Source organism: Salinispora vitiensis (assembly GCF_000378825.1).
GTDB classification, from domain to species: Bacteria; Actinomycetota; Actinomycetes; order Mycobacteriales; family Micromonosporaceae; genus Micromonospora; species Micromonospora vitiensis.
The window spans coordinates 3,111,063-3,128,431 of record NZ_KB900388.1; the positions used below are offsets into that span (position 1 = coordinate 3,111,063).

Here is a 17,369-nt window from a genome sequence, read left to right on the forward strand (position 1 = left end):
CACGCCCGCCCACCACGGTTTTCATGATTGCCATGGCTCGTCCCGGATGACATCGAGATTGATAAAACGCGGGCCGTCGGTGCACAGTGGCACGAAAGCCTCATGGGTCGCGTTGGTCACGGCCAACTCGGAGTTCACCATCGCATCATCGTACGAGTCGAACTCAAGGATCTCCATATAGTGGGTTGGGTCATCGAGGTCGCGGCAGACCCGCGTACGGATGGCGGTACGCAGGCCGGCACTCCCGTTGATCCACTCGGTGAGGAGCCGGTCCACCGCCTCGGGGTACTCGGTCCGGTAGTCGATTATCTGGATGAATCCCACCCAGGTCTCCCTTCTCGAATTGTGGGGTGAATCAGCTACTGGGCCGTGGTGACCGGCGGCAATCCGGCCCGATACCGGTCAACCAGCGGTGAGCGGTACCACTGCGCGATCTCCAACAGTTGCCTGACCTCCTCGTCGAGGTCGTCACCGGGGGCGCTCGTCAGGCCCTCCCGCCGCACCATCGGTTCGCCGCCACGGTGCCTCGCTGCCACGGCTGCCGCCAGCCAGCAGGCGGTGGCCGCGGCCTCCCGTCGCTGCTCGTCGGAGACCTGGGCGGCCACATGTTCCTGCGCCGCGCGCAGCTCCGCAGAAGTGACATGTTCACGCAGCGTCAACATCGCGTCTCGGAGTTCCACGACCCGTCGATGCAGTCGCAGCCGTAGCTGACGCACACCGAGTCCGGGCCGAACCGCTTCGAACACAATGTCGGGTACCACCGAGGTGAGCTCTCGCCACAGTGCCTCTAGTTGACGCAATGCGCGGTAGTGCCGTACCATCCGATGCGCTGTCGCCACCAACGGCAACGCGGCACCGAACGCGAGGATCAGACCGGTCACCGCGTCGATCGGACCGATCGGATCGAGCCAAGCGGTGTCCTCGGTGAGGAGCCAGCCGAGGTTGAAGGCCCACGGCAGGCACGCCAACAGCAGCCCGCCGGTCAATGCCCACAGGCTTACGCGCATCGCTCTCGGCGCGACAAGCCGGGCGGCATGCCAGCACAGCCCAACCGCCAACAAATGCGCGACCGTGTGGAACACCGACAAGATGTGCCAGTAGCTCAGTGGTATCTCGGGCGGGATGTCAACTGTGGCCGGCTCTGGCCGAGCCGACACGTAGATCGCGATCATCGTTGCGGAGACCGCCACCCCCGCTACCGCAACCGGTAGCCGATAGCGGGGTCGCTGCACCAGCATGAGCAGCAGGTACAGCACGCCGATTCCCTTGCCGACGCTCACCAGGTGCACGGCCACGAAGACGATGTGCCCGTTGACGACGTCGTAGATCGGAGCCTGCACCTCCGGCCGGTACAAGGTCAGCTCAATCGCGAAAAGCAGGAGAACCGCGCACAGCATGCGGCGCTTGGCATCGTGCAAGGCCTGCGGGAGCAGCAGGGCCGCCACCACCCACATCGAACCCAACCCCACGACCTGCAGCACTGCCATCACGACCGAACTCCCGTCAACTTCCGAAACCCCAGCAGCGCCTCGGCCTCGGCGAGTAGACCCCTGAACCGGCTCGGACCCGGCACTTCGCCGACCGCCTCCAACAGGAGCGCCGCCGCTACCTCCGCCTCCCCTTCCTCCGGCTCCGAGTAGTGGAGGCGCCCCAAGAGGTGCCGGGCCGACTGTGGGTAAAGGTTCGGGAACCCGCCGTCCGGTAGCACGTTGTCCGGCAACCTTCGCTCGTTACGCCTAAAGATCATGTGCCCCACTTCATGCTGCCACCGTCTCCCCAGACCACCGTCAGCTCAGGCCGCCGGCACCGCCCGGGCCACCGGCACCGCCCGGGCCACCGGCACCGCCCGGGCCGTCGGCACCTGCACGCCCACCGGACCAGTTGCCAACCTCGATCCGGTAGCACACGCGGGGCACCCCACCCCGGTCCTGGCCCGGCTCGACCAGGACCCCACCGAGTTTCTCCACCGCCCGCCGAGAACGGAAATTTTCCGTACCGATAAGAAAGACAACGGTATCGACGAACTGGAAAGCGTGATCCAGCATGAGCTGCTTGAGTGTCTTGTTGTAAACCCCGCCCCAGTGGGAACGCGCAAGGAAGGTCCAGCCAATTTCGACCTCGCGGCGCTCCGCATCGTAGCCGTGATACCGAGATGATCCGATCAGGCGAGAGTCCCTGGTGTCGACCACTGCGAACGCGCCGCCGGAGGCGAGCGCATCCCGGAAGAAAGCGCGAAACACTTCCTCTCGGCACCGGTCCGGCTGCGGATGCTGTTCCCACAGCAGCGGGTCAGCGGCGACAGCGAACAGCTCATCGAAATCCGCCGGCCGGAGGGGCCTTACCGCAATCAGCTCGCTGGTCAGGACGGGCTGGAGTTCAAACGACATCGCGAGGGCTCCAATCATGGACGGGACAGCCCGTAGCCTTATTCGCCCAGTGCGGCGAGCAGCCGGGGAAGGTCGGCGAGGCCCGGGACCCGGTGCACGCCGACCGGCACCGACACGGTCGCCGTCGATCTTGCACGATCAAGCCAGATTCCGACAAGGCCCGCGTCCCGAGCCGCCACCGCATCCGTGTCCAACTGATCGCCCACGTAGGCGACCGCCTCCGGCGGCAACCCAAATGCTTCGCAGCCGGCCAGGAACGCCGAGGGATCCGGCTTCGCCCGGGCAAGCCGGTCCGCGCAGAGCAGCACCTCGAAGTGGTGACGCAACCCCAGGGCAGTCAGTCTGCGCTCCTGATGCGCGGTGCTGGAGTTGGAGAGGATCCCGTGCCGGTACGGCAGCGCCGCGAGGGCGGCCGTGACGTCCGGAAACGCCGTCCACGCCCGCTCGAACAGCGCGGTGTAGCGCCGGAGCCACGCGTCCGCCGCCACGTCGTCCAGCGTCCGCCCCAGGAACCCGGCAACCCGCTGCCGCTGACACTCCTCGTACGTGAGCTCCCCAGCGGCCAACCGCCCGTAGGCGACCTCGGTCGCCTGCTGCCAACGCTCAACCGACGCCACCGACGGGGGTAGGCCCTCCGCCTGGAAGTGCCGCGACAACGCCCGCCGATCCGAGCCAGAAAAGTCGAAAAGCGTGTCGTCAACGTCCCACAACACCGCCTCGATCACAGCTTGAGGCTAGTCCCCTCCCCCTCCCACCGGAGCAGGTCGCGTCGCCGCCGTACCCGGTAACGGAGCTCGCAGCCGCGAAGACCCCACTCCCGCGATCGATCGCCGGGAACACGCGGTTCCGGCACCGTCCGGGCCCACAAGGGTCGACCAGGGCAGTAGGTTGGGCTCCGGTACGCCCGGCGCCGATCAACGGGATAGCGAGGACAACGCCGCACATGAGCCCGTCATGATTCTCCGCATTCTCCTTGCCGTCGCCGGTCTGCTGCTGCTCACCGTGGCCGCCGACCATCTCGTGCTCGGCGCGTCCCGGCTCGCCCACCGGCTACGGATCAGACCCGTCGTCGTCGGCGTCGTGGTGATCGGCCTCGGCACCTCGGCACCGGAGCTGCTGGTCTCCGGAGTAGCTGCGGCCCGCGGCGACACGAGCATCGCCCTCGGCAACATCGCGGGCTCCAACATTCTCAACCTGACCATGGTCCTCGGCGTCGCCGCACTGGTCGCCAAGGTCACCGTAAAGTCGACGGTGATCTACCGCGAGGCACGGCTCGCGGTCGGCGCCGTGCTGCTCTTCGGCCTCCTGGCCTGGACCGGACTGACGGCTGTGAGTGGTGTGGTGCTGCTGGTCGCCGCCGCCGGTGCGCTGTGGCTGCTGATCCGGTGGGCGGGCGAGGGCGATGCCACTCCGCTGGCCCGGGACGTGGTGGAGCACGTGGAAGGCGAGAACATCGCCGCGGTCGACCCGGCGCCGACGCAGCGGCAACCGCTGGCCCGGTGGGAGCCGGTCCGCACCGTACTCGGCCTGGTCGGGGTCCTGGCCGGGGCCCAGCTGCTGGTCGTCAACGCCGCCGCCATCGCCACCGACCTGGGAGTTCCCCAGTTGATCATCGGGATGACCCTGGTCGCGGTGGGCACCTCGCTGCCGGAGCTGGTCACCACGATTCAAGCCCAACGACAGGGTGAGTCAGACCTGCTCGTGGGCAACCTGTTCGGCTCCAACCTGTTCAACAGCCTCGTCGGCGGCTCGGTGATCGCCTTGGCCGCCCCGAGCAGTGTCCCGGGCACCAGTGCCGCGCTCGTCCTAGTGATGGGCCTAGCCGCGGTGGCGGCGTGGATACTGCTCCGCCGGAGCTACTCACTCACCCGACCGGAAGGCTCGGTGCTGCTCGCGGCGTATGTGCTGACGATACCGCTGCTACTGTCCACGTAACCGGCACCGACCGCCACCAGGAGAAGAGCGCCGCCCACAGAAGACCGCCACCAGGAGAAAGCGCCGGCTACCCAGCCGGCGTTGAACCGATTCCTACGAGGTGGGTGCCGACACCTCGCGCAGACGGCGGCGGAGGTACCGGTGCTCGGCGTCGGTCCCGCACAGCTCAAGCGCCCGACGATAAGCGGCCGCCGCCTCGGCGAATCGCCCCAGCCGGCGCAGTAGGTCAGCCCGGGTCGCCGGCAGCAGGTAGTAGTCATTGAGCACTCCGGTGGCGGCCAGGCGATCCACCAACGCCAGTCCAGCTCCGGGTCCGTCGGCCATCGCCACCGCCACCGCCCGGTTGAGCTCGACGACCGGGCTGGGTGCCAGGCGGGCGAGTTGCGCGTACAGGCCGACGATCTGCGGCCAGTCGGTCGCCGCCGCCACGGGCGCCTCGGCATGGACCGCGGCGATCGCCGCCTGCACCTGGTAGGCACCGGGGCGGCGCCGCGCCAGTGCCTGCTCGAGCAGGACGACCGCCTCGGCGATCTGTGCGTGGTCCCAGGCCGAACGGTCCTGGTCGGCGAGGGTGACCAGGTCACCGTGCTGGTCAACCCGGGACCGGCGGCGGGCGTCGTGCAGCAGCATGAGTGCGAGCAGTCCGCGGGCTTCGGGCTCAGCCGGCATCAGGGTGATCAGGAGGCGGGCCAGCCGGATCGCCTCGCCGGAGAGCGCAGCGGTCACGAGGTTCGTGCCGGCGGTCGCCGCGTAGCCCTCGTTGAACAGCAGGTAGAGCGCCGCGAGTACGGCCGACAGTCGCTCCGGTAGCAGCCGAGCCGGCGGGACCCGGAACGGGATCCCCGCATGGCGAATCTTGTTCTTCGCGCGGAACAACCGTTGCCCCATGGTGTGCTCCGACACCAGGAAAGCTCGGGCGATCTCCGCGGTCCGGAGCCCGGCGAGGTAGCGCAACATGAGGGCGACCTGCGCCTCACCGGTGAGCGCCGGGTGCACGCAGGTGAACATCAGCTCGAGGCGTTCGTCGGGGAAGTAGCCGACCGGGGCCGGCTCCCCCAGCCGGGACACGTCGCGCAGCTTTCCGGCCTCCACGGCGGAGCGACGAAGCCGGTCCACCGCGCGATTACGGGCCGTGGTGGCGAGCCATCCCCCCGGCCGATCCGGTATCCCCTCTGTCGGCCAACGCGTGAGCGCTTCGGCGAACGCGTCCTGGGCGCACTCCTCCGCCAGCTCCCAGTCCCCAGCGAGCCGGATCAGCATGGCGACGATCCGCCCCCAGTCGTCGGCGTAGGCGGTGGCGACCGCCGCGCTGACCCGGCCCGCCTCGATGTCGGTACGCAGTCCTACTCCCAGAACGGCCGCAGCTCGACCACATTGCTACGCGCCATCGGGTGCTTCGACGCCACCTCCACCGCCTCGTCGAGGTCGACGCAGTCGAGTACGTCGAAACCGGCTATCACGTCCTTCGTCTCGGCGTACGGGCCATCGGTGAGCAGGACCTTGCCATCGCGTACGCGAACCGTCGTCGAGTCGCTTCCCGGACGGATCGCCTCGCCCAGCAGCCGTACGCCCCGGCCGTCCATCTCCTCGACCCAGGTGTCAACGTCCATCTCGTCCGGTGCGGCACCGACGGGACGGCCGGGGTCGCCCGCTCCCTCGTCGGCCGGCCGGTTGACACACACCAGCATCAGGTACTTCATCCGCCTACCCTTCTTCGCCTCGTCAGCCAACCGCGCCGGGTGGCTGACCCCTACGACGAACGGCCCGCCCTGATTTCTACCGTGCGCCGCGACTTATTTCAGCCCGGGCAGTCGAGGGAGTTGCCGCCAGCGTTTGGCTGGTCTCGATCACAAGCACACCCGGCGGCCGGGGCAGGACAACCACATCCCTGCATCGGCGAAGGCTACAAGGACAGGCGGGGAAACTGTGCTCTTGCCTGGGCTAGGAGTGGCGAGTTCCCCAGGACGGTTTCTAGCCCACATCGCCCGCCGGGCGGGCGTATTGCTAACGATTCTTACGTCAGTCCAGCCGGGCCACGACTTCGCCGGCTGCGTTTCGGCCGATGACGGCGGTGATATCGGAGATGTGCATCCCGTTGCGTCCGGTGTCGCTGCTGGGAAGCCAGACGGCGTACGCGCCTACCTGATGGCTGTTCGTTGTGGGCAGCGAATGAACGGCTGCTGTGGCGGTTCGGTTGAACATGGTCACGGAAACGCTGGTAACAGCGCCTCGAACGGTCCCGACCAGGATGATCTCCTGTGATTGCGGGTCTAGGGGCGCGATGTAGGGCATTGGCTTGGCAGGCAGCAGCGGCGGACCAGCGGTGTTCAGAGCCGATGGTGCCGGATCGCAGAAGACGAACTCGTTCGCTCGCCCCTCCTTGTGCCTCCCGTCGGTGCGGGCGGCTCGCACACAGAAGGAGCCTTCGGTCAGCCAGGCGGAGGTTTCCCAGCCAGGCACCTGCGTATCGAGTACAGCCGGCGGCCCTACAGCCAGTGGGTAAGCCTCCGCAGAGGGCTGCTCAGAGGGCTGCCCAGATGTACTGCGCGGCAAGAAGCCCCACCGCCAAGATCGGCATGATGCGAGAGCGCATGTTTCCAGTATCCCCTGTCCCGGGTGTCCACACGACGGACTGGCGCCGAAGATCAAACCCGAACTGGTCGCCGAAAAATTCCCATCGCCCGTCGTTTCCCGGTCGGCTGTCGACCGGCGGCATCAACTAGATGTCTCCCTCGGGGCGTTTCTCCGCATTTATACGGAATAGCTCGTTGACACTGGCGTCTGCCCTATTGGCGATGTTTGCCGACGTGGAGGTCGGAGTGATGCGCAGAAGCTGCCAGCGGACAGGCCGGAGCGCCGGAGTGGACCGGATGGGTCGGGCAATCGTCGGCTTGTTCTTTCTGGTGTTGGCGGTGACAGCCACGCAGGCAGTCGCCGGCGCGTGGCCGGCGGCGGCACGGAACACGCCCGCACCGTCCGGCACCGCGTCGGACACCCTCCTGGCCTGGGGGGAGAACAATGACGGCGAGTTGGGCGACGGAACCACCACCAACCGCAGCACACCCGTCAACACCAACCTGCCCCCAGGCACCGAGGCCACGGCCATCGCCGCCACCGGCGACCACAGCCTGGCGCTGACGTCCACCGGCACCGTCCTCGCCTCGGGCGAAAACCTCGACGGCCAATTGGGCGACGGAACCACCACCAGGCGCAGCACACCCGTCAACACCAACCTGCCCCCAGGCACCGAGGCCACGGCCATCGCCGCCGGCGACGACCACAGCCTGGCGCTGACGTCCACCGGCACCGTCCTCGCCTGGGGAGACAACTCCGAGGGTCAGCTGGGGGACGGAACCACCACCAACAGCAGCACACCCGTCAACGTCAACCTGCCCCCAGGCACCGAGGTCACAGCCATTGCCGGCGGCGACGACCACAGCCTGGCGCTGACGTCCACCGGCACCGTCCTCGCCTGGGGCGAAAACAACGACGGCGAGTTGGGCGACGGAACCACCACCGACCGCAGCACACCCGTCAACGTCAACCTGCCCGCAGGCGTCACCATCACCGCCATCGCCGCCCACGGCGACCACAGCCTGGCGCTGACCTCCGCCGACACCATCCTCGCCTGGGGCGCCAACTTCGGGGGGCAGCTGGGGGACGGAACCACCACCAACAGCAGCACACCCGTCAACGTCAACCTGCCCGCCGGCGTCACCATCACGGCCATCGCCGCCGGCGACGAACACAGTCTGGCGCTGACTCCCACCGGCACCGTCCTCACCTGGGGCGACAACTCCGAAGGGCAGTTGGGCGACGGAACCACCACCGACAGCAGCACACCCGTCAACGTCAACCTGCCCGCCGGCGTCACCGTCACCACCATCACGGGCGGCAACCTCTACAGCCTGGCGGTCACCTCCACCGGCACCGTCCTCGCCTGGGGCGAAAACTCGAGTGGTCAGCTGGGCGACGGAACCACCACCAACCGCAGCACACCCGTCAACGTCAACCTGCCGCCGGAAACCACCATCACCGCTGTCGCCGCCGGCGATGCCCACAGCTTGGCCCTGACCGCACCACCGACATCCACCACCACCCTGCAGGTCACCCCAACCGACCCGGCGGCGGATCAGGACATCACCCTCACCGCCACCGTCACCTGCAACGTCGACACCCCCACCGGAACCATCACCTTCCGCACCAACACCACCACCCTCACCACCACACCCCTGACCGCCGACGCCACCGCCACCCACACCGCCACCCTCCCACCGGGCACCCACACCCTCACCGCCCACTACACCAGCACCAACACCTGCCCCGACAGCCAATCTCCACCCACCACCATCACCATCGCCCCACCACACGACGAGCCCGACCTACCCATCACCGGCCCCAAGATGACCACCACCATCGGTGCTGCCGCCCTGTCCATCCTGGCCGGTGTCGTCCTCAGCTACGCCGCGCGCCGACGCCCGCCACACCAGGTCAGGTAGAACCATGGTGCCACCAGCCCACACCACCCCTCCCGCCCGACCTGCCGGAGCCGATCGAGACCATTCGGCCTGGTGGCGGCCCTAGCGGCTGACGGCCTGCGGGCGGGGCGGGTGGCACCTGCGACAACACGCGTCCGAATGACGACGCCCCGCCGTTGGCCTCACGGCCGGGCGGGGCGTCGTTTCCTGGGGCAGGTCCCCGTTTCATCCTCGGCGTTGGCGGCTGCGATGTGAGCCATCCCGAGCACTGCCTGCGCGCGAAGGGTGCAGCTTCGGTACGGCCAGCGGCGATCGAGTATGCTCTGTCCTCTAAAAGTTGCCAGCACCTGGTGAGCCATAGCAGGGGGCCCGGTTACGATGGATTTGCCGGTCGAACGAAATGCAGGGTGGAGTTCGCGTGAGCTCCTCAGTATCGCGTTAGTTCTTGTAGCTGCGGTAACGCTGGTGGTCAACTTTATAATCGCAGTGCCAGTATCGATAGTTGCGGCCATTGCAAGTACCTGGGGGGCTAGGGCGTCCAAAGACCGTCGAGCCCTCCACCTCGTGACGCTATCGCTCAGCCTCGTGCTGTTCGCTGCGTCCGTGATCATGGTGCTTGTGCTACTCTCAGCCGGATCGTCGCCGCAAATCGAAACCACAGTGGTGCCGGCGAGCTAAGCGATTGTTCGAACGGGAACGACAAAGGCATCACTAATGATCGTGAAAGGAGCCGCAGTCGACATCCGCAGCTCCTTTTACACAGCCGGGCGTCAGACGTTGAAGCGGAACTTGGACCGTCTCGCCCGCGACCTGGGGTGGCCCGGTCGACATGCTGCTTACGCCCGCTCCTGGGCTCACGCTGGTGGCTGGTTGCCAAGGTTTGACGCTGTCTTGTGCCCCGTGTGCGCCCCGGCGACTCCTTGCCCCCAGGCAACCAACACGGCTTGCTGACCCGCGCTGCCATGGGCCTGCGGCAACCGTCCAGGGTCGTCCGTGGACGTCCGCCGCCGCTCGTACCCGTCGTCACCCAGATAGTTACTCCGCCGAGGCACCGCAATAGGCCGATAGGTGTGACAGAACGAGCCCTCGGGCGTTAATGTTGATATCCACCGAGCCATTGCTTGCCCTCAACGAAAGCGCCTTGCCTATGCGCTCGACATTGATGTCAAGCACAGCACGGGTCGTCCAACCAACTACGGTCAGGTGCAGCACATCCACCAGCATGAGTTGGACTTGAACAACGTTGAAGCCTTGATCATCCCACTTCTTCGGTGGCGGCTTGGGGAACTGAGAAAGATCAAATCGCAACGTAACACGTGGCCCGTCGCGATGAAGGACCAACTCATGGAGGTCAACCGACGTCAGCCCCGGCAGATCCTCACCGTATAGCGCCCGGATGCCGTGCGACTCATTCAAGAGATCAACCCAGCCAGACATCCTGGTGCCCTCCTGTTCCTCGTCAGAACGAGGCCAATCCTGCCATCCCGTCTGCCGTCGACCCGCCCTCCTGGGGAGCGGGCCTCCACCCGGCCATCCCGGAGCCCAAGCGCCCCCGCCGGAGGCGCAGTGACCGCCACCAGGTTGTCGCCGTGACCCGCCGCGCGGACCCGGCGTGCCCTGCCCTACGCCGCGTCGCTCCGGCGTGGCGCGGCCGGCCGCCGGCGACGAACCCCCACCACTTCCCCAGCCCTCCCGTCTACGGCGGCCCCGGGCTCCCCGCTCTCCGCGCCAGCCGCCGGGTATCAGGCGGGACGGCCGCAGAGCGACAGCGGCAGCGGTTGGCACGCGCCCAGGCGGCGGCGCGTGCGGCCCGTTAAGGGCCGCCTTGACCTCGTTGCTGTCAGCGTTACTGTCAATCCGGCGATTCACAGCGGCACCCGTCGTGGAATGCCTGGTGGAGGTGGAGCCCCCGGCCGGGATCGAACCGGCGACATCTCGCTTACAAGGCGAGTGCTCTGTCCAGCTGAGCTACAGGGGCGTGTTGCCGACGCCAGCATAGCGACTGACGTCCAGTTTTCCCGCGCGGCGGGCCCGGTCAGCACGACTTCCGTCGGCGGCACGTCCGAACCGTCGTCGTTTCGTGCCCGGCACTGCTCGCCTGACCGTTATGTGTATGGTCCCGGTCCCACCAGCTGCTCCCGTTCTTGGCACACGGACGAAACCGATCTACCGTTCAGGGACGCGGTCGACGCCCGTCGCCCGTGGGCCGGGTCGCAGCTGCGGGCCGGTCCGCTCTTTCACTCGGATCGTCCGGCACGTTCCTGCCGGTGAAAGGAAGCACCCTCATGGCCACGGTTACCTACGCCAAGGCGTCCCGGATCTACCCGGGCACCGAGCGGCCCGCCGTCAACCAGCTCGACCTGGAGATCGGCGACGGCGAGTTCCTGGTCCTGGTCGGCCCCTCCGGTTGCGGTAAGTCCACCAGCCTGCGCATGCTCGCCGGCCTCGAGGACGTTGACCAGGGTTCGATCTCCATCGACGGCCGGGACGTGACCCACCTGCCGCCGAAGTCCCGCGACATCGCGATGGTCTTCCAGAACTACGCCCTCTACCCGCACATGTCGGTGTACGAGAACATGGCGTTCGCCCTCAAGCTTCGCAAGACCCCGAAGGCGGAGATCGACCGGCGGGTCAAGGAAGCCGCGACGCTGCTGCAGTTGGAGGAGTACCTCAGCCGCAAGCCGAAGGCGCTCTCCGGCGGCCAGCGCCAGCGGGTGGCGATGGGGCGGGCGATCGTCCGCGAGCCGCAGGTCTTCCTGATGGACGAGCCCCTGTCGAACCTCGACGCCAAGCTTCGGGTGCAGACCCGTACGCAGATCGCGTCCCTGCAGTCCAAGCTCGGTGTGACCACGGTCTACGTCACCCACGACCAGGTCGAGGCGATGACGATGGGGCACCGGGTGGCGGTCCTGCTCGACGGCGAGCTCCAGCAGGTCGACACGCCGCGGGCGCTCTACGACACCCCGTCCAACGTCTTCGTCGCCGGCTTCATGGGCTCGCCGGCGATGAACATCAAGACCGTTCCGCTGACCGACTCGGGCGCCGAGTTCGCCGAGATGCACATCCCGCTGACCCGCGAGCAGGTCGAGGCGGCCCGCGCAGACGAGGCTGGCGACAAGGTCGTGGTGGGCTTCCGTCCGGAGGACTGCGAGCTGGTCAGCCCGACCGAGGGCGGCCTGCCGGTCACCGTTGAGCTGGTCGAGGACCTCGGGTCGGACGCGAACATCTACGGTCACGCCGCGCTGGAGGGCACCAACGAGCGGTTCGTGGTCCGCACCGACCGGCGCACCATGCCGACCATGGGCGGCACCGTGTTCGTCCGGCCGCAGCCCGGCCGCAGCCACATCTTCAACTCGAAGTCCGGCCTCCGGATCCCGTCCTGACCGACGAATCCTGAGCTACGAGGGAGGGGGCGGTCCGCTGCTGCGGACCGCCCCCTCCCTCGTATGCGGAATCAGGCCTCGGTGGCCCGGCGGCGCGCCACCTCGGCGAGCGTCACGGCCGCCGCGACGCTGGCGTTCAGCGACTCGACGTCGGAGACCATCGGGATTCCGACGGTCAGGTCACAGGTCTGGCCGACCAGCCGGGACAGGCCGCGCCCCTCGGAGCCCACCACCACGACGAGTGGGCCAACAGCGGCCTCCAGGTGGTACAGGTCGGTCTCCCCGTCGGCGTCCAGGCCGACCACGAGGAAGCCGGCGTCCTTGCACGCCTTCAGTGCCCGGGTCAGGTTGGTGACCTGGGCGACCGGAACCCGAGCGGCGGCACCGGCGCTGGTCCGCCAGGCGGTCGCGGTGATCCCGGCGGCCCGCCGTTCGGGGACGAAGACCCCCTGCGCGCCGAACGCGGCGGCGGACCGGATCACCGCGCCCAGGTTCCGGGGGTCGGTGACCCCGTCCAGCGCCACCAGCAGCGGGGCGGGCTGTTCCAGCGCCGCCGCCGTCAGGTCCTCGAACGGCTCGTACCGGAACGGCGGCACCTGCAGGCCGACGCCCTGGTGCAACACGCCGCCGGTCATCCGGTCCAGCTCGGCGCGGCTGACCTCCAGCATCGCGATGCCCCGGTCCGCCGCGGTCCGGACGATCTCGCTGATCCGGTCGTCGGTGTTGAGCCCCTGCGCGACGTAGAGGGCGGTGGTCGGCACGTTCGCACGCAGTGACTCGAGCACGGGGTTGCGGCCGACCAACAGCTCGGGAGTGTCCTTCGCCGGGTTCGTCCGCCGACCGGGGGCGACCCGCGGGCCACCGCTGCGGCTCTCTGGCCGACCCCGGCCGCCGCTCTTGGCGGGGGCGCCCCGGCCGCTCTTGTTGGTGGGAACACCCCGACCGCCACCCTTGCCCCAGGTGGTGTCCTTCGTGCCGGGTTTACCGATCTTCGGGGCGCGCCCCTCCTCGGCCGCGCTCCGCCGCTCCTTCTCCTGCTTCCAGGCGGTGCGCTGGGGCAGCTTCTCGGTACCCGAGTACCCCTTGTGCCACGGCCGCTCGTCGGCGGGCAGGGTACGGCCCCGGCCGGCGAGGGCGTCCCGCCCCTTGCCGCCGGTGCCCTTCGGGGCGCCTGCCTTAGATGTCAGCCGTCGGCCACGGCGCTGCGAGTTGCCGGCCATCAGTCCTGCTCTCCAATAGTCCAACGGGGGCCCTGGGGGGTGTCCTCGACCACCACGCCGGCCTGCTTGAGCTGGTCGCGGATCGCGTCGGCGGCGGCCCAGTCCTTGCGGCTGCGGGCCTGCGCCCGCTGCTCCAGGGCCAGCTGCACCAGCGAGTCGACCACGCTGCAGAGGTCGTCGGTGCCGCCGCCGGCGCTCCACGCCGGGTCGAGGGGATCGACCCCGAGGATATCCAGCATCGCCCGCACCTGGCCGAGTGCGGTGCGGACGGTCACATCGTCACCGCCGGTCAGCGCGGTGTTGCCGTCCCGAACCGTCTCGTGCAGCACTGCGAGCGCCGCCGAGGTGTTCAGGTCGTCGTCCATGGCGGCGGCGAACGCCGCGGGCACCACCGCCGGTTGGCCGGCGCCGACCCGTTCGGCGGAGCGCTGCACGAAGCCCTCGATCCGCCGGTACGCGACGGCCGCCTCCCGCAGCGCGTCCTCCGAGTAGTCGATCATCGACCGGTAGTGGGCGGCGGCGTAGTAGTAGCGCAGCTCCACCGGACGCACCCCGAGCGAGTCCACGTACGTCAGGTCGAGGGCGTTGCCGCAGGACTTGCCCATCTTCGTACCGGCGATGTTGAGCAGGCCGTGATGCACCCAGTAGCGGGCGAACGGCAGGCCGGCGGCCTGGGACTGGGCGAGTTCGTTCTCGTGGTGCGGGAAGGTCAGGTCCAGCCCGCCGCCGTGGATGTCGAACTCGCCGCCGAGGTAGCGCCAGCACATCGCCGAGCACTCGATGTGCCAGCCGGGCCGGCCCCGACCCCACGGCGACGGCCAGTACGCGTCGGTGGGTTCGCCGGGCTTGGCGCCCTTCCAGAGGGCGAAGTCGCGCGGGTCACGTTTGCACCGCTCGGGGGCGTCGCCGGCGGACTGCATGTCGCTCGGGGACTGGTTGGACAACGCCCCGTACGCGGGCCAGGAGTGCACGTCGAAGTAGACGTCGCCGGAGCCGTCGGGGGCCGGGTAGGCATGACCGGCGTCGATCAGTTTCATGATCAACTGATGCATCTCCGGGATGTGCCCGGTGGCCCGCGGCTCGTAGGTCGGGGGCAGCACGTTCAGCGACCGGTACGCGGCCGTCAGCTTCAGCTCGTTGGCGTAGGCGATCGACCAGTACGGTCGGTCCTGCTCCACCGCCTTGACCAGGATCTTGTCGTCGATATCGGTAAGATTACGAATGAAGCGAACCTCGAAGCCGCGCGCCAGCAGCCACCGGCGGAGCACGTCATAGTTGACGCCGGAGCGAAGGTGCCCGATGTGCGGCGGTGCCTGGAGGGTGAGACCACACAGGTAGATCCCCACCTTGCCGGCTTCCCGCGGGACGAAGTCCCGCACCGAACGGGTGGCGGTGTCATACAGGCGTAGGGTCACCGGACAAGGGTATCCGTCCCCGCTTCCCCGGGCCGCCGGGAGCCGGGTCGTACGCTGCTGGCGTGGACACGACCCCCCGACACAGCGACCCGCCGGCCCCGCGGGGCGGCGAGAGCGCACAGACGCTGGACCGGGGGTTGCGCCTGCTGCACCTGGTCGCCGACGCGCCCGGCGGGTTGACCGTCACCGAGCTGGCGGGCCAGCTACGGATCGGCCGTGCCGCCGTGTACCGGCTGGTCGCGCCGTTGAGCGCGCACGGGCTGCTGCGCCGGGACGCCGACGGCCGGCTCCGCCTCGGGGTGGGGGTGCTGAATCTGGCCCGGCGGGCCCAGCCGCTGCTGGCCGAGGGGGCGCTGCCGGCGCTGCGCCAGCTCGCCGAGCAGACCGGCGCGACCGCGCACCTGACCGTGGTCGAGGGGGGTGAGGGCGTCGCGCTGGCGGTGGTCGAACCGAGTTGGACCGCCCTGCACGTGGCGTACCGGACCGGGGCGCGGCATCCGCTGGAGCGCGGGGCGGCAGGGCGGGCGATTCTCGCCGGCCGGACCGGCGTGGCGGATCCGGTGGACACGGCTGGGGAGTTGCAGTCCGGGGCGCACGGGGTGGCCGCACCCGTGCTGGGGGTACCGGGGCTGGAGGCGAGCGTCGGTGTGGTCTCCCTGACGCCGCTGGACACCGAGACGGTCGGCGGCCAGGTCCGCACGGCCGCCGGCACCGTCGCCGACGCGCTGCGCTGAAGCGCTGCGCTGAAGCGGAAGGCCCGGCCGACCTGTCGGGGTCGGCCGGGCCTTGTGCTCGGTCCGCCCTACGGCCGGCCGTGTGACTTCAGCGGGGTGGTTACCGCCGTGTACGCGTCGATGACGCCGTGCCCGTAGAAGCCGTTGAAGCTACGTCCACCGGCGCAGTACGCGTCGTAGGTCTCGTCGCGTCCCTCGTCGCGGTACTGCTGCAGCCGCGGGTTGGGGCAGGCCTGCTCGGTGGCGGTGCGGTAGAGGTGCTGCTCGACCAGGTCCGGGGCCAGGCCGTAGCCGGTGTGGCCCTCCTTCTTGCCGTGCTTGCTGACGATCAGCGCGGCCACGCCCGAGGCGTGCGGCGACGCCATCGAGGTGCCCTGGAGGTAGCGGTAGTAGCCGCACTCACCGTTGCTCTTGCAGTCCTTGAAGACGATTCCTTCCGCGCTCGGGTCGATGTTGCCGTCCGCGTCCACCATGCCGTTTTCCTTGAGCACCTTCTCCGGGTAGGTGGAGAGGATCAGGTTGGGGTAGGTGCTGAAGGTGTCGGTGCCGAAACCGTCGCGGTACCAGCCGCCGGGTGCGGCGATGCTGATCTGCTCGGTGCCGTAGTTGGAGTAGTCGGCCTTCTTGCCGGACGGGCCGAGGGCGGAGACGCCGATCACGTGCGGCCCTTCCACCGGCAGGTCCCAGCAGCTGTCGTTGTCGATCTCACGCGGGTACGGCGGGGTGTCACCGAAGTCCGGGCTGGACGTGTCCATCCGCGGGTCGCCCAGGTCCTCGTGGTTGTTGCCGAGGGAGCCGACCAGGGTGACGCCCTGTTCGTGGGCGAAGTTCAGCGCCCGCTTCATCGCCTTGATGATGGCCCGCTGCTCGGCCTGGTGTTCGGGGGAGTCGGCCGGGTTGGCGGTGCAGTTGTAGAGCCATGGGTCGACGTAGAAGGACATGTTCACGACGTCGAGCCCGGCCCGCCCGGCGTGCAGCAACGACTGCACCACCGGCTCCAGGAAGAAGTAGCCGGAGTCCTGGCCGCCCTTCAGCTCCACCAGCGAGACGTTCGGCGCGACACCGGAGAGGCCGAAGTCGTTGGCGGCGGCGCCGATGGTGCCCCCCACGTGGGTGCCGTGGCCACCGTCATCGGTGCCGACCGGGTCGAGGCAGCTCGCCACCTCGCATTCGCCGTCGACCTCGGGCAGGTCCGGCGCGAAGTTGCGGGACAACGCCCAGTTGAAGTTCGGCGCGATGTCGGGGTGGCTGGCGTCGAGGCCGGTGTCCAGCACGCCGACGGTGACGCGCTGGTCGCCGGGCTCCTTCTTGCGGGCCTTGTCGGCGCGGATCATGTCCAGGCCCCACAGCTTGTCGTCCAGCGGGTCCATCTTTTTGTCCTTGCCGCCGGACCCCTTGCCGCCGGAGCTCTTGCCGGAGTCGGAGCCCTTGCCGGAGCTATTGCCGTTGACGGCGGCTAGCAGCGCCTCCTGCTCGACCGGGTCCAGCTTGGGCTTCCGGCCGATGGCTTTCTGCTCGACGGCGCCGATCAGGGTGTCGGCCTCGGCGATCCGGTCGGTGAAGTCCAGCTTGTCGCTGGTCACCTGGAACACGCCGACATCGTCGATCCGGGTTACGACGGTGCCCCCGGCTGCCTGGATCTCCGCCAGGGCCGCCGCGGCGCTTACGCCGTCCTCCGCGACCACAGTGAAGGTTTGGCTGCTGCTCGGTGCGGCGCCGGCGGGGACACTCAGCCCCGTGACCGTCAACGCCAGGCCCATCACGGTAGCGACGGCGCCAGCGGTGAAGCGTCTGCTCACATCGGATCCTCTCGTTGC

Annotated in this window: 15 protein-coding genes, 1 tRNA gene and 1 pseudogene; 4 read left to right on the plus strand and 13 right to left on the minus strand. The window is 68.8% G+C overall.

The genetic code is table 11. The features are described from left to right. Positions 1-21: 21 nt before the first annotated feature. The 5 genes and pseudogenes from SALPAC2_RS0114600 to SALPAC2_RS0114620 all read right to left on the minus strand — a co-directional run bounded on the left by SALPAC2_RS0114600 (position 22) and on the right by SALPAC2_RS0114620 (position 3,112). Complete coding sequence (locus tag SALPAC2_RS0114600) at positions 22-324, minus strand: hypothetical protein (RefSeq protein WP_018217383.1); 303 nt, start codon at positions 322-324, stop codon at positions 22-24. Between the two features lie 35 nt (positions 325-359). After that, positions 360-1,487, minus strand: a complete 1,128-nt coding sequence (locus SALPAC2_RS0114605) for an MAB_1171c family putative transporter (protein ID WP_018217384.1) — start codon at positions 1,485-1,487, stop codon at positions 360-362. After that, positions 1,487-1,762 (minus strand): annotated as a pseudogene (locus SALPAC2_RS24870) (hypothetical protein); the annotation flags it as partial. The pseudogene SALPAC2_RS24870 and the gene SALPAC2_RS0114605, both read right to left, overlap by 1 nt. 25 nt (positions 1,763-1,787) lie before the next feature. Beyond that, entirely contained in the window at positions 1,788-2,387 is a 600-nt protein-coding gene (locus SALPAC2_RS24875) for a GNAT family N-acetyltransferase (protein WP_033661854.1), read from the minus strand. Between the two features lie 38 nt (positions 2,388-2,425). Further along, the gene (locus SALPAC2_RS0114620) at positions 2,426-3,112 is read right to left on the minus strand and encodes an HAD family hydrolase (protein WP_018217387.1); all 687 of its coding nucleotides are present in this window, start codon (positions 3,110-3,112) and stop codon (positions 2,426-2,428) included. Between the two features lie 229 nt (positions 3,113-3,341). On the opposite strand from SALPAC2_RS0114620, the gene SALPAC2_RS0114625 reads away from it, so the two are divergent. Continuing rightward, complete coding sequence (locus tag SALPAC2_RS0114625) at positions 3,342-4,322, plus strand: calcium/sodium antiporter (RefSeq protein WP_018217388.1); 981 nt, start codon at positions 3,342-3,344, stop codon at positions 4,320-4,322. Between the two features lie 93 nt (positions 4,323-4,415). Here the strand turns inward: SALPAC2_RS0114625 and SALPAC2_RS0114630 are convergent, their stop codons facing one another. The 3 genes from SALPAC2_RS0114630 to SALPAC2_RS0114640 form a co-directional block, all read right to left on the minus strand. Next, entirely contained in the window at positions 4,416-5,582 is a 1,167-nt protein-coding gene (locus SALPAC2_RS0114630) for an RNA polymerase sigma factor (protein WP_018217389.1), read from the minus strand. Between the two features lie 83 nt (positions 5,583-5,665). Further along, entirely contained in the window at positions 5,666-6,022 is a 357-nt protein-coding gene (locus SALPAC2_RS0114635; protein WP_018217390.1) for a YciI family protein, read from the minus strand. Between the two features lie 319 nt (positions 6,023-6,341). After that, positions 6,342-6,782: a hypothetical protein gene (locus tag SALPAC2_RS0114640; protein ID WP_223874896.1), complete on the minus strand. Its 441-nt coding sequence runs from the start codon at positions 6,780-6,782 to the stop codon at positions 6,342-6,344. Positions 6,783-7,192: 410 nt separating this feature from the next. Here SALPAC2_RS0114640 and SALPAC2_RS0114645 point away from each other — a divergent pair, with 410 nt between their 5' ends. Further along, a complete protein-coding gene (locus SALPAC2_RS0114645) occupies positions 7,193-8,821 on the plus strand; it encodes an RCC1 domain-containing protein (RefSeq protein WP_018217392.1) in 1,629 nt (542 codons plus the stop codon). Positions 8,822-9,835: 1,014 nt separating this feature from the next. Here the strand turns inward: SALPAC2_RS0114645 and SALPAC2_RS26225 are convergent. Together SALPAC2_RS26225 and SALPAC2_RS0114660 are read right to left on the minus strand one after the other, a co-directional pair. After that, positions 9,836-10,237 (minus strand): Imm50 family immunity protein, encoded by a 402-nt coding sequence (locus SALPAC2_RS26225; RefSeq protein ID WP_080636926.1) that lies wholly within the window; start codon positions 10,235-10,237, stop codon positions 9,836-9,838. Positions 10,238-10,701: 464 nt separating this feature from the next. Then, positions 10,702-10,778, minus strand: a tRNA-Thr gene (locus tag SALPAC2_RS0114660). Positions 10,779-11,085: 307 nt separating this feature from the next. Here SALPAC2_RS0114660 and SALPAC2_RS0114665 point away from each other — a divergent pair. Continuing rightward, the gene (locus SALPAC2_RS0114665; RefSeq protein ID WP_018217394.1) at positions 11,086-12,183 is read left to right on the plus strand and encodes an ABC transporter ATP-binding protein; all 1,098 of its coding nucleotides are present in this window, start codon (positions 11,086-11,088) and stop codon (positions 12,181-12,183) included. Between the two features lie 71 nt (positions 12,184-12,254). Here SALPAC2_RS0114665 and rlmB read toward each other — a convergent pair whose 3' ends face one another. Both rlmB and cysS read right to left on the minus strand, forming a co-directional pair. After that, positions 12,255-13,403 carry a 23S rRNA (guanosine(2251)-2'-O)-methyltransferase RlmB gene (gene rlmB, locus SALPAC2_RS0114670; RefSeq protein ID WP_018217395.1) on the minus strand — a complete coding sequence of 383 codons (1,149 nt, stop codon included), beginning with the start codon at positions 13,401-13,403 and terminating at the stop codon, positions 12,255-12,257. Further along, on the minus strand, positions 13,403-14,818 hold the full coding sequence (cysS, locus tag SALPAC2_RS0114675) for a cysteine--tRNA ligase (RefSeq protein ID WP_018217396.1): 1,416 nt from the start codon (positions 14,816-14,818) through the stop codon (positions 13,403-13,405). Before cysS ends, rlmB begins: the two co-directional genes overlap by 1 nt. A gap of 62 nt (positions 14,819-14,880) precedes the next feature. Here cysS and SALPAC2_RS0114680 point away from each other — a divergent pair, with 62 nt between their 5' ends. Then, positions 14,881-15,552, plus strand: coding sequence for an IclR family transcriptional regulator (locus SALPAC2_RS0114680; protein ID WP_018217397.1), 672 nt, complete (start codon positions 14,881-14,883; stop codon positions 15,550-15,552). Between the two features lie 68 nt (positions 15,553-15,620). Here SALPAC2_RS0114680 and SALPAC2_RS0114685 read toward each other — a convergent pair whose 3' ends face one another. Beyond that, positions 15,621-17,351, minus strand: a complete 1,731-nt coding sequence (locus SALPAC2_RS0114685) for a S8 family serine peptidase (RefSeq protein ID WP_018217398.1) — start codon at positions 17,349-17,351, stop codon at positions 15,621-15,623. Between the last annotated feature and the right edge of the window lie 18 nt (positions 17,352-17,369).

Excerpts from the sequence above, each read along its gene's own strand:
- SALPAC2_RS0114605 (WP_018217384.1), bottom strand. The coding sequence starts at position 1,487 with ATGGCAGTGCTGCAGGTCGTGGGGTTGGGTTCGATGTGGGTGGTGGCG.
- SALPAC2_RS24875 (WP_033661854.1), bottom strand. The coding sequence starts at position 2,387 with ATGTCGTTTGAACTCCAGCCCGTCCTGACCAGCGAGCTGATTGCGGTA.
- SALPAC2_RS0114625 (WP_018217388.1), top strand. The coding sequence starts at position 3,342 with ATGATTCTCCGCATTCTCCTTGCCGTCGCCGGTCTGCTGCTGCTCACC.
- SALPAC2_RS0114630 (WP_018217389.1), bottom strand. The coding sequence starts at position 5,582 with ATGCTGATCCGGCTCGCTGGGGACTGGGAGCTGGCGGAGGAGTGCGCC.
- SALPAC2_RS0114635 (WP_018217390.1), bottom strand. The coding sequence starts at position 6,022 with ATGAAGTACCTGATGCTGGTGTGTGTCAACCGGCCGGCCGACGAGGGA.
- SALPAC2_RS0114645 (WP_018217392.1), top strand. The coding sequence starts at position 7,193 with ATGGGTCGGGCAATCGTCGGCTTGTTCTTTCTGGTGTTGGCGGTGACA.
- SALPAC2_RS26225 (WP_080636926.1), bottom strand. The coding sequence starts at position 10,237 with ATGTCTGGCTGGGTTGATCTCTTGAATGAGTCGCACGGCATCCGGGCG.
- SALPAC2_RS0114665 (WP_018217394.1), top strand. The coding sequence starts at position 11,086 with ATGGCCACGGTTACCTACGCCAAGGCGTCCCGGATCTACCCGGGCACC.
- rlmB (WP_018217395.1), bottom strand. The coding sequence starts at position 13,403 with ATGGCCGGCAACTCGCAGCGCCGTGGCCGACGGCTGACATCTAAGGCA.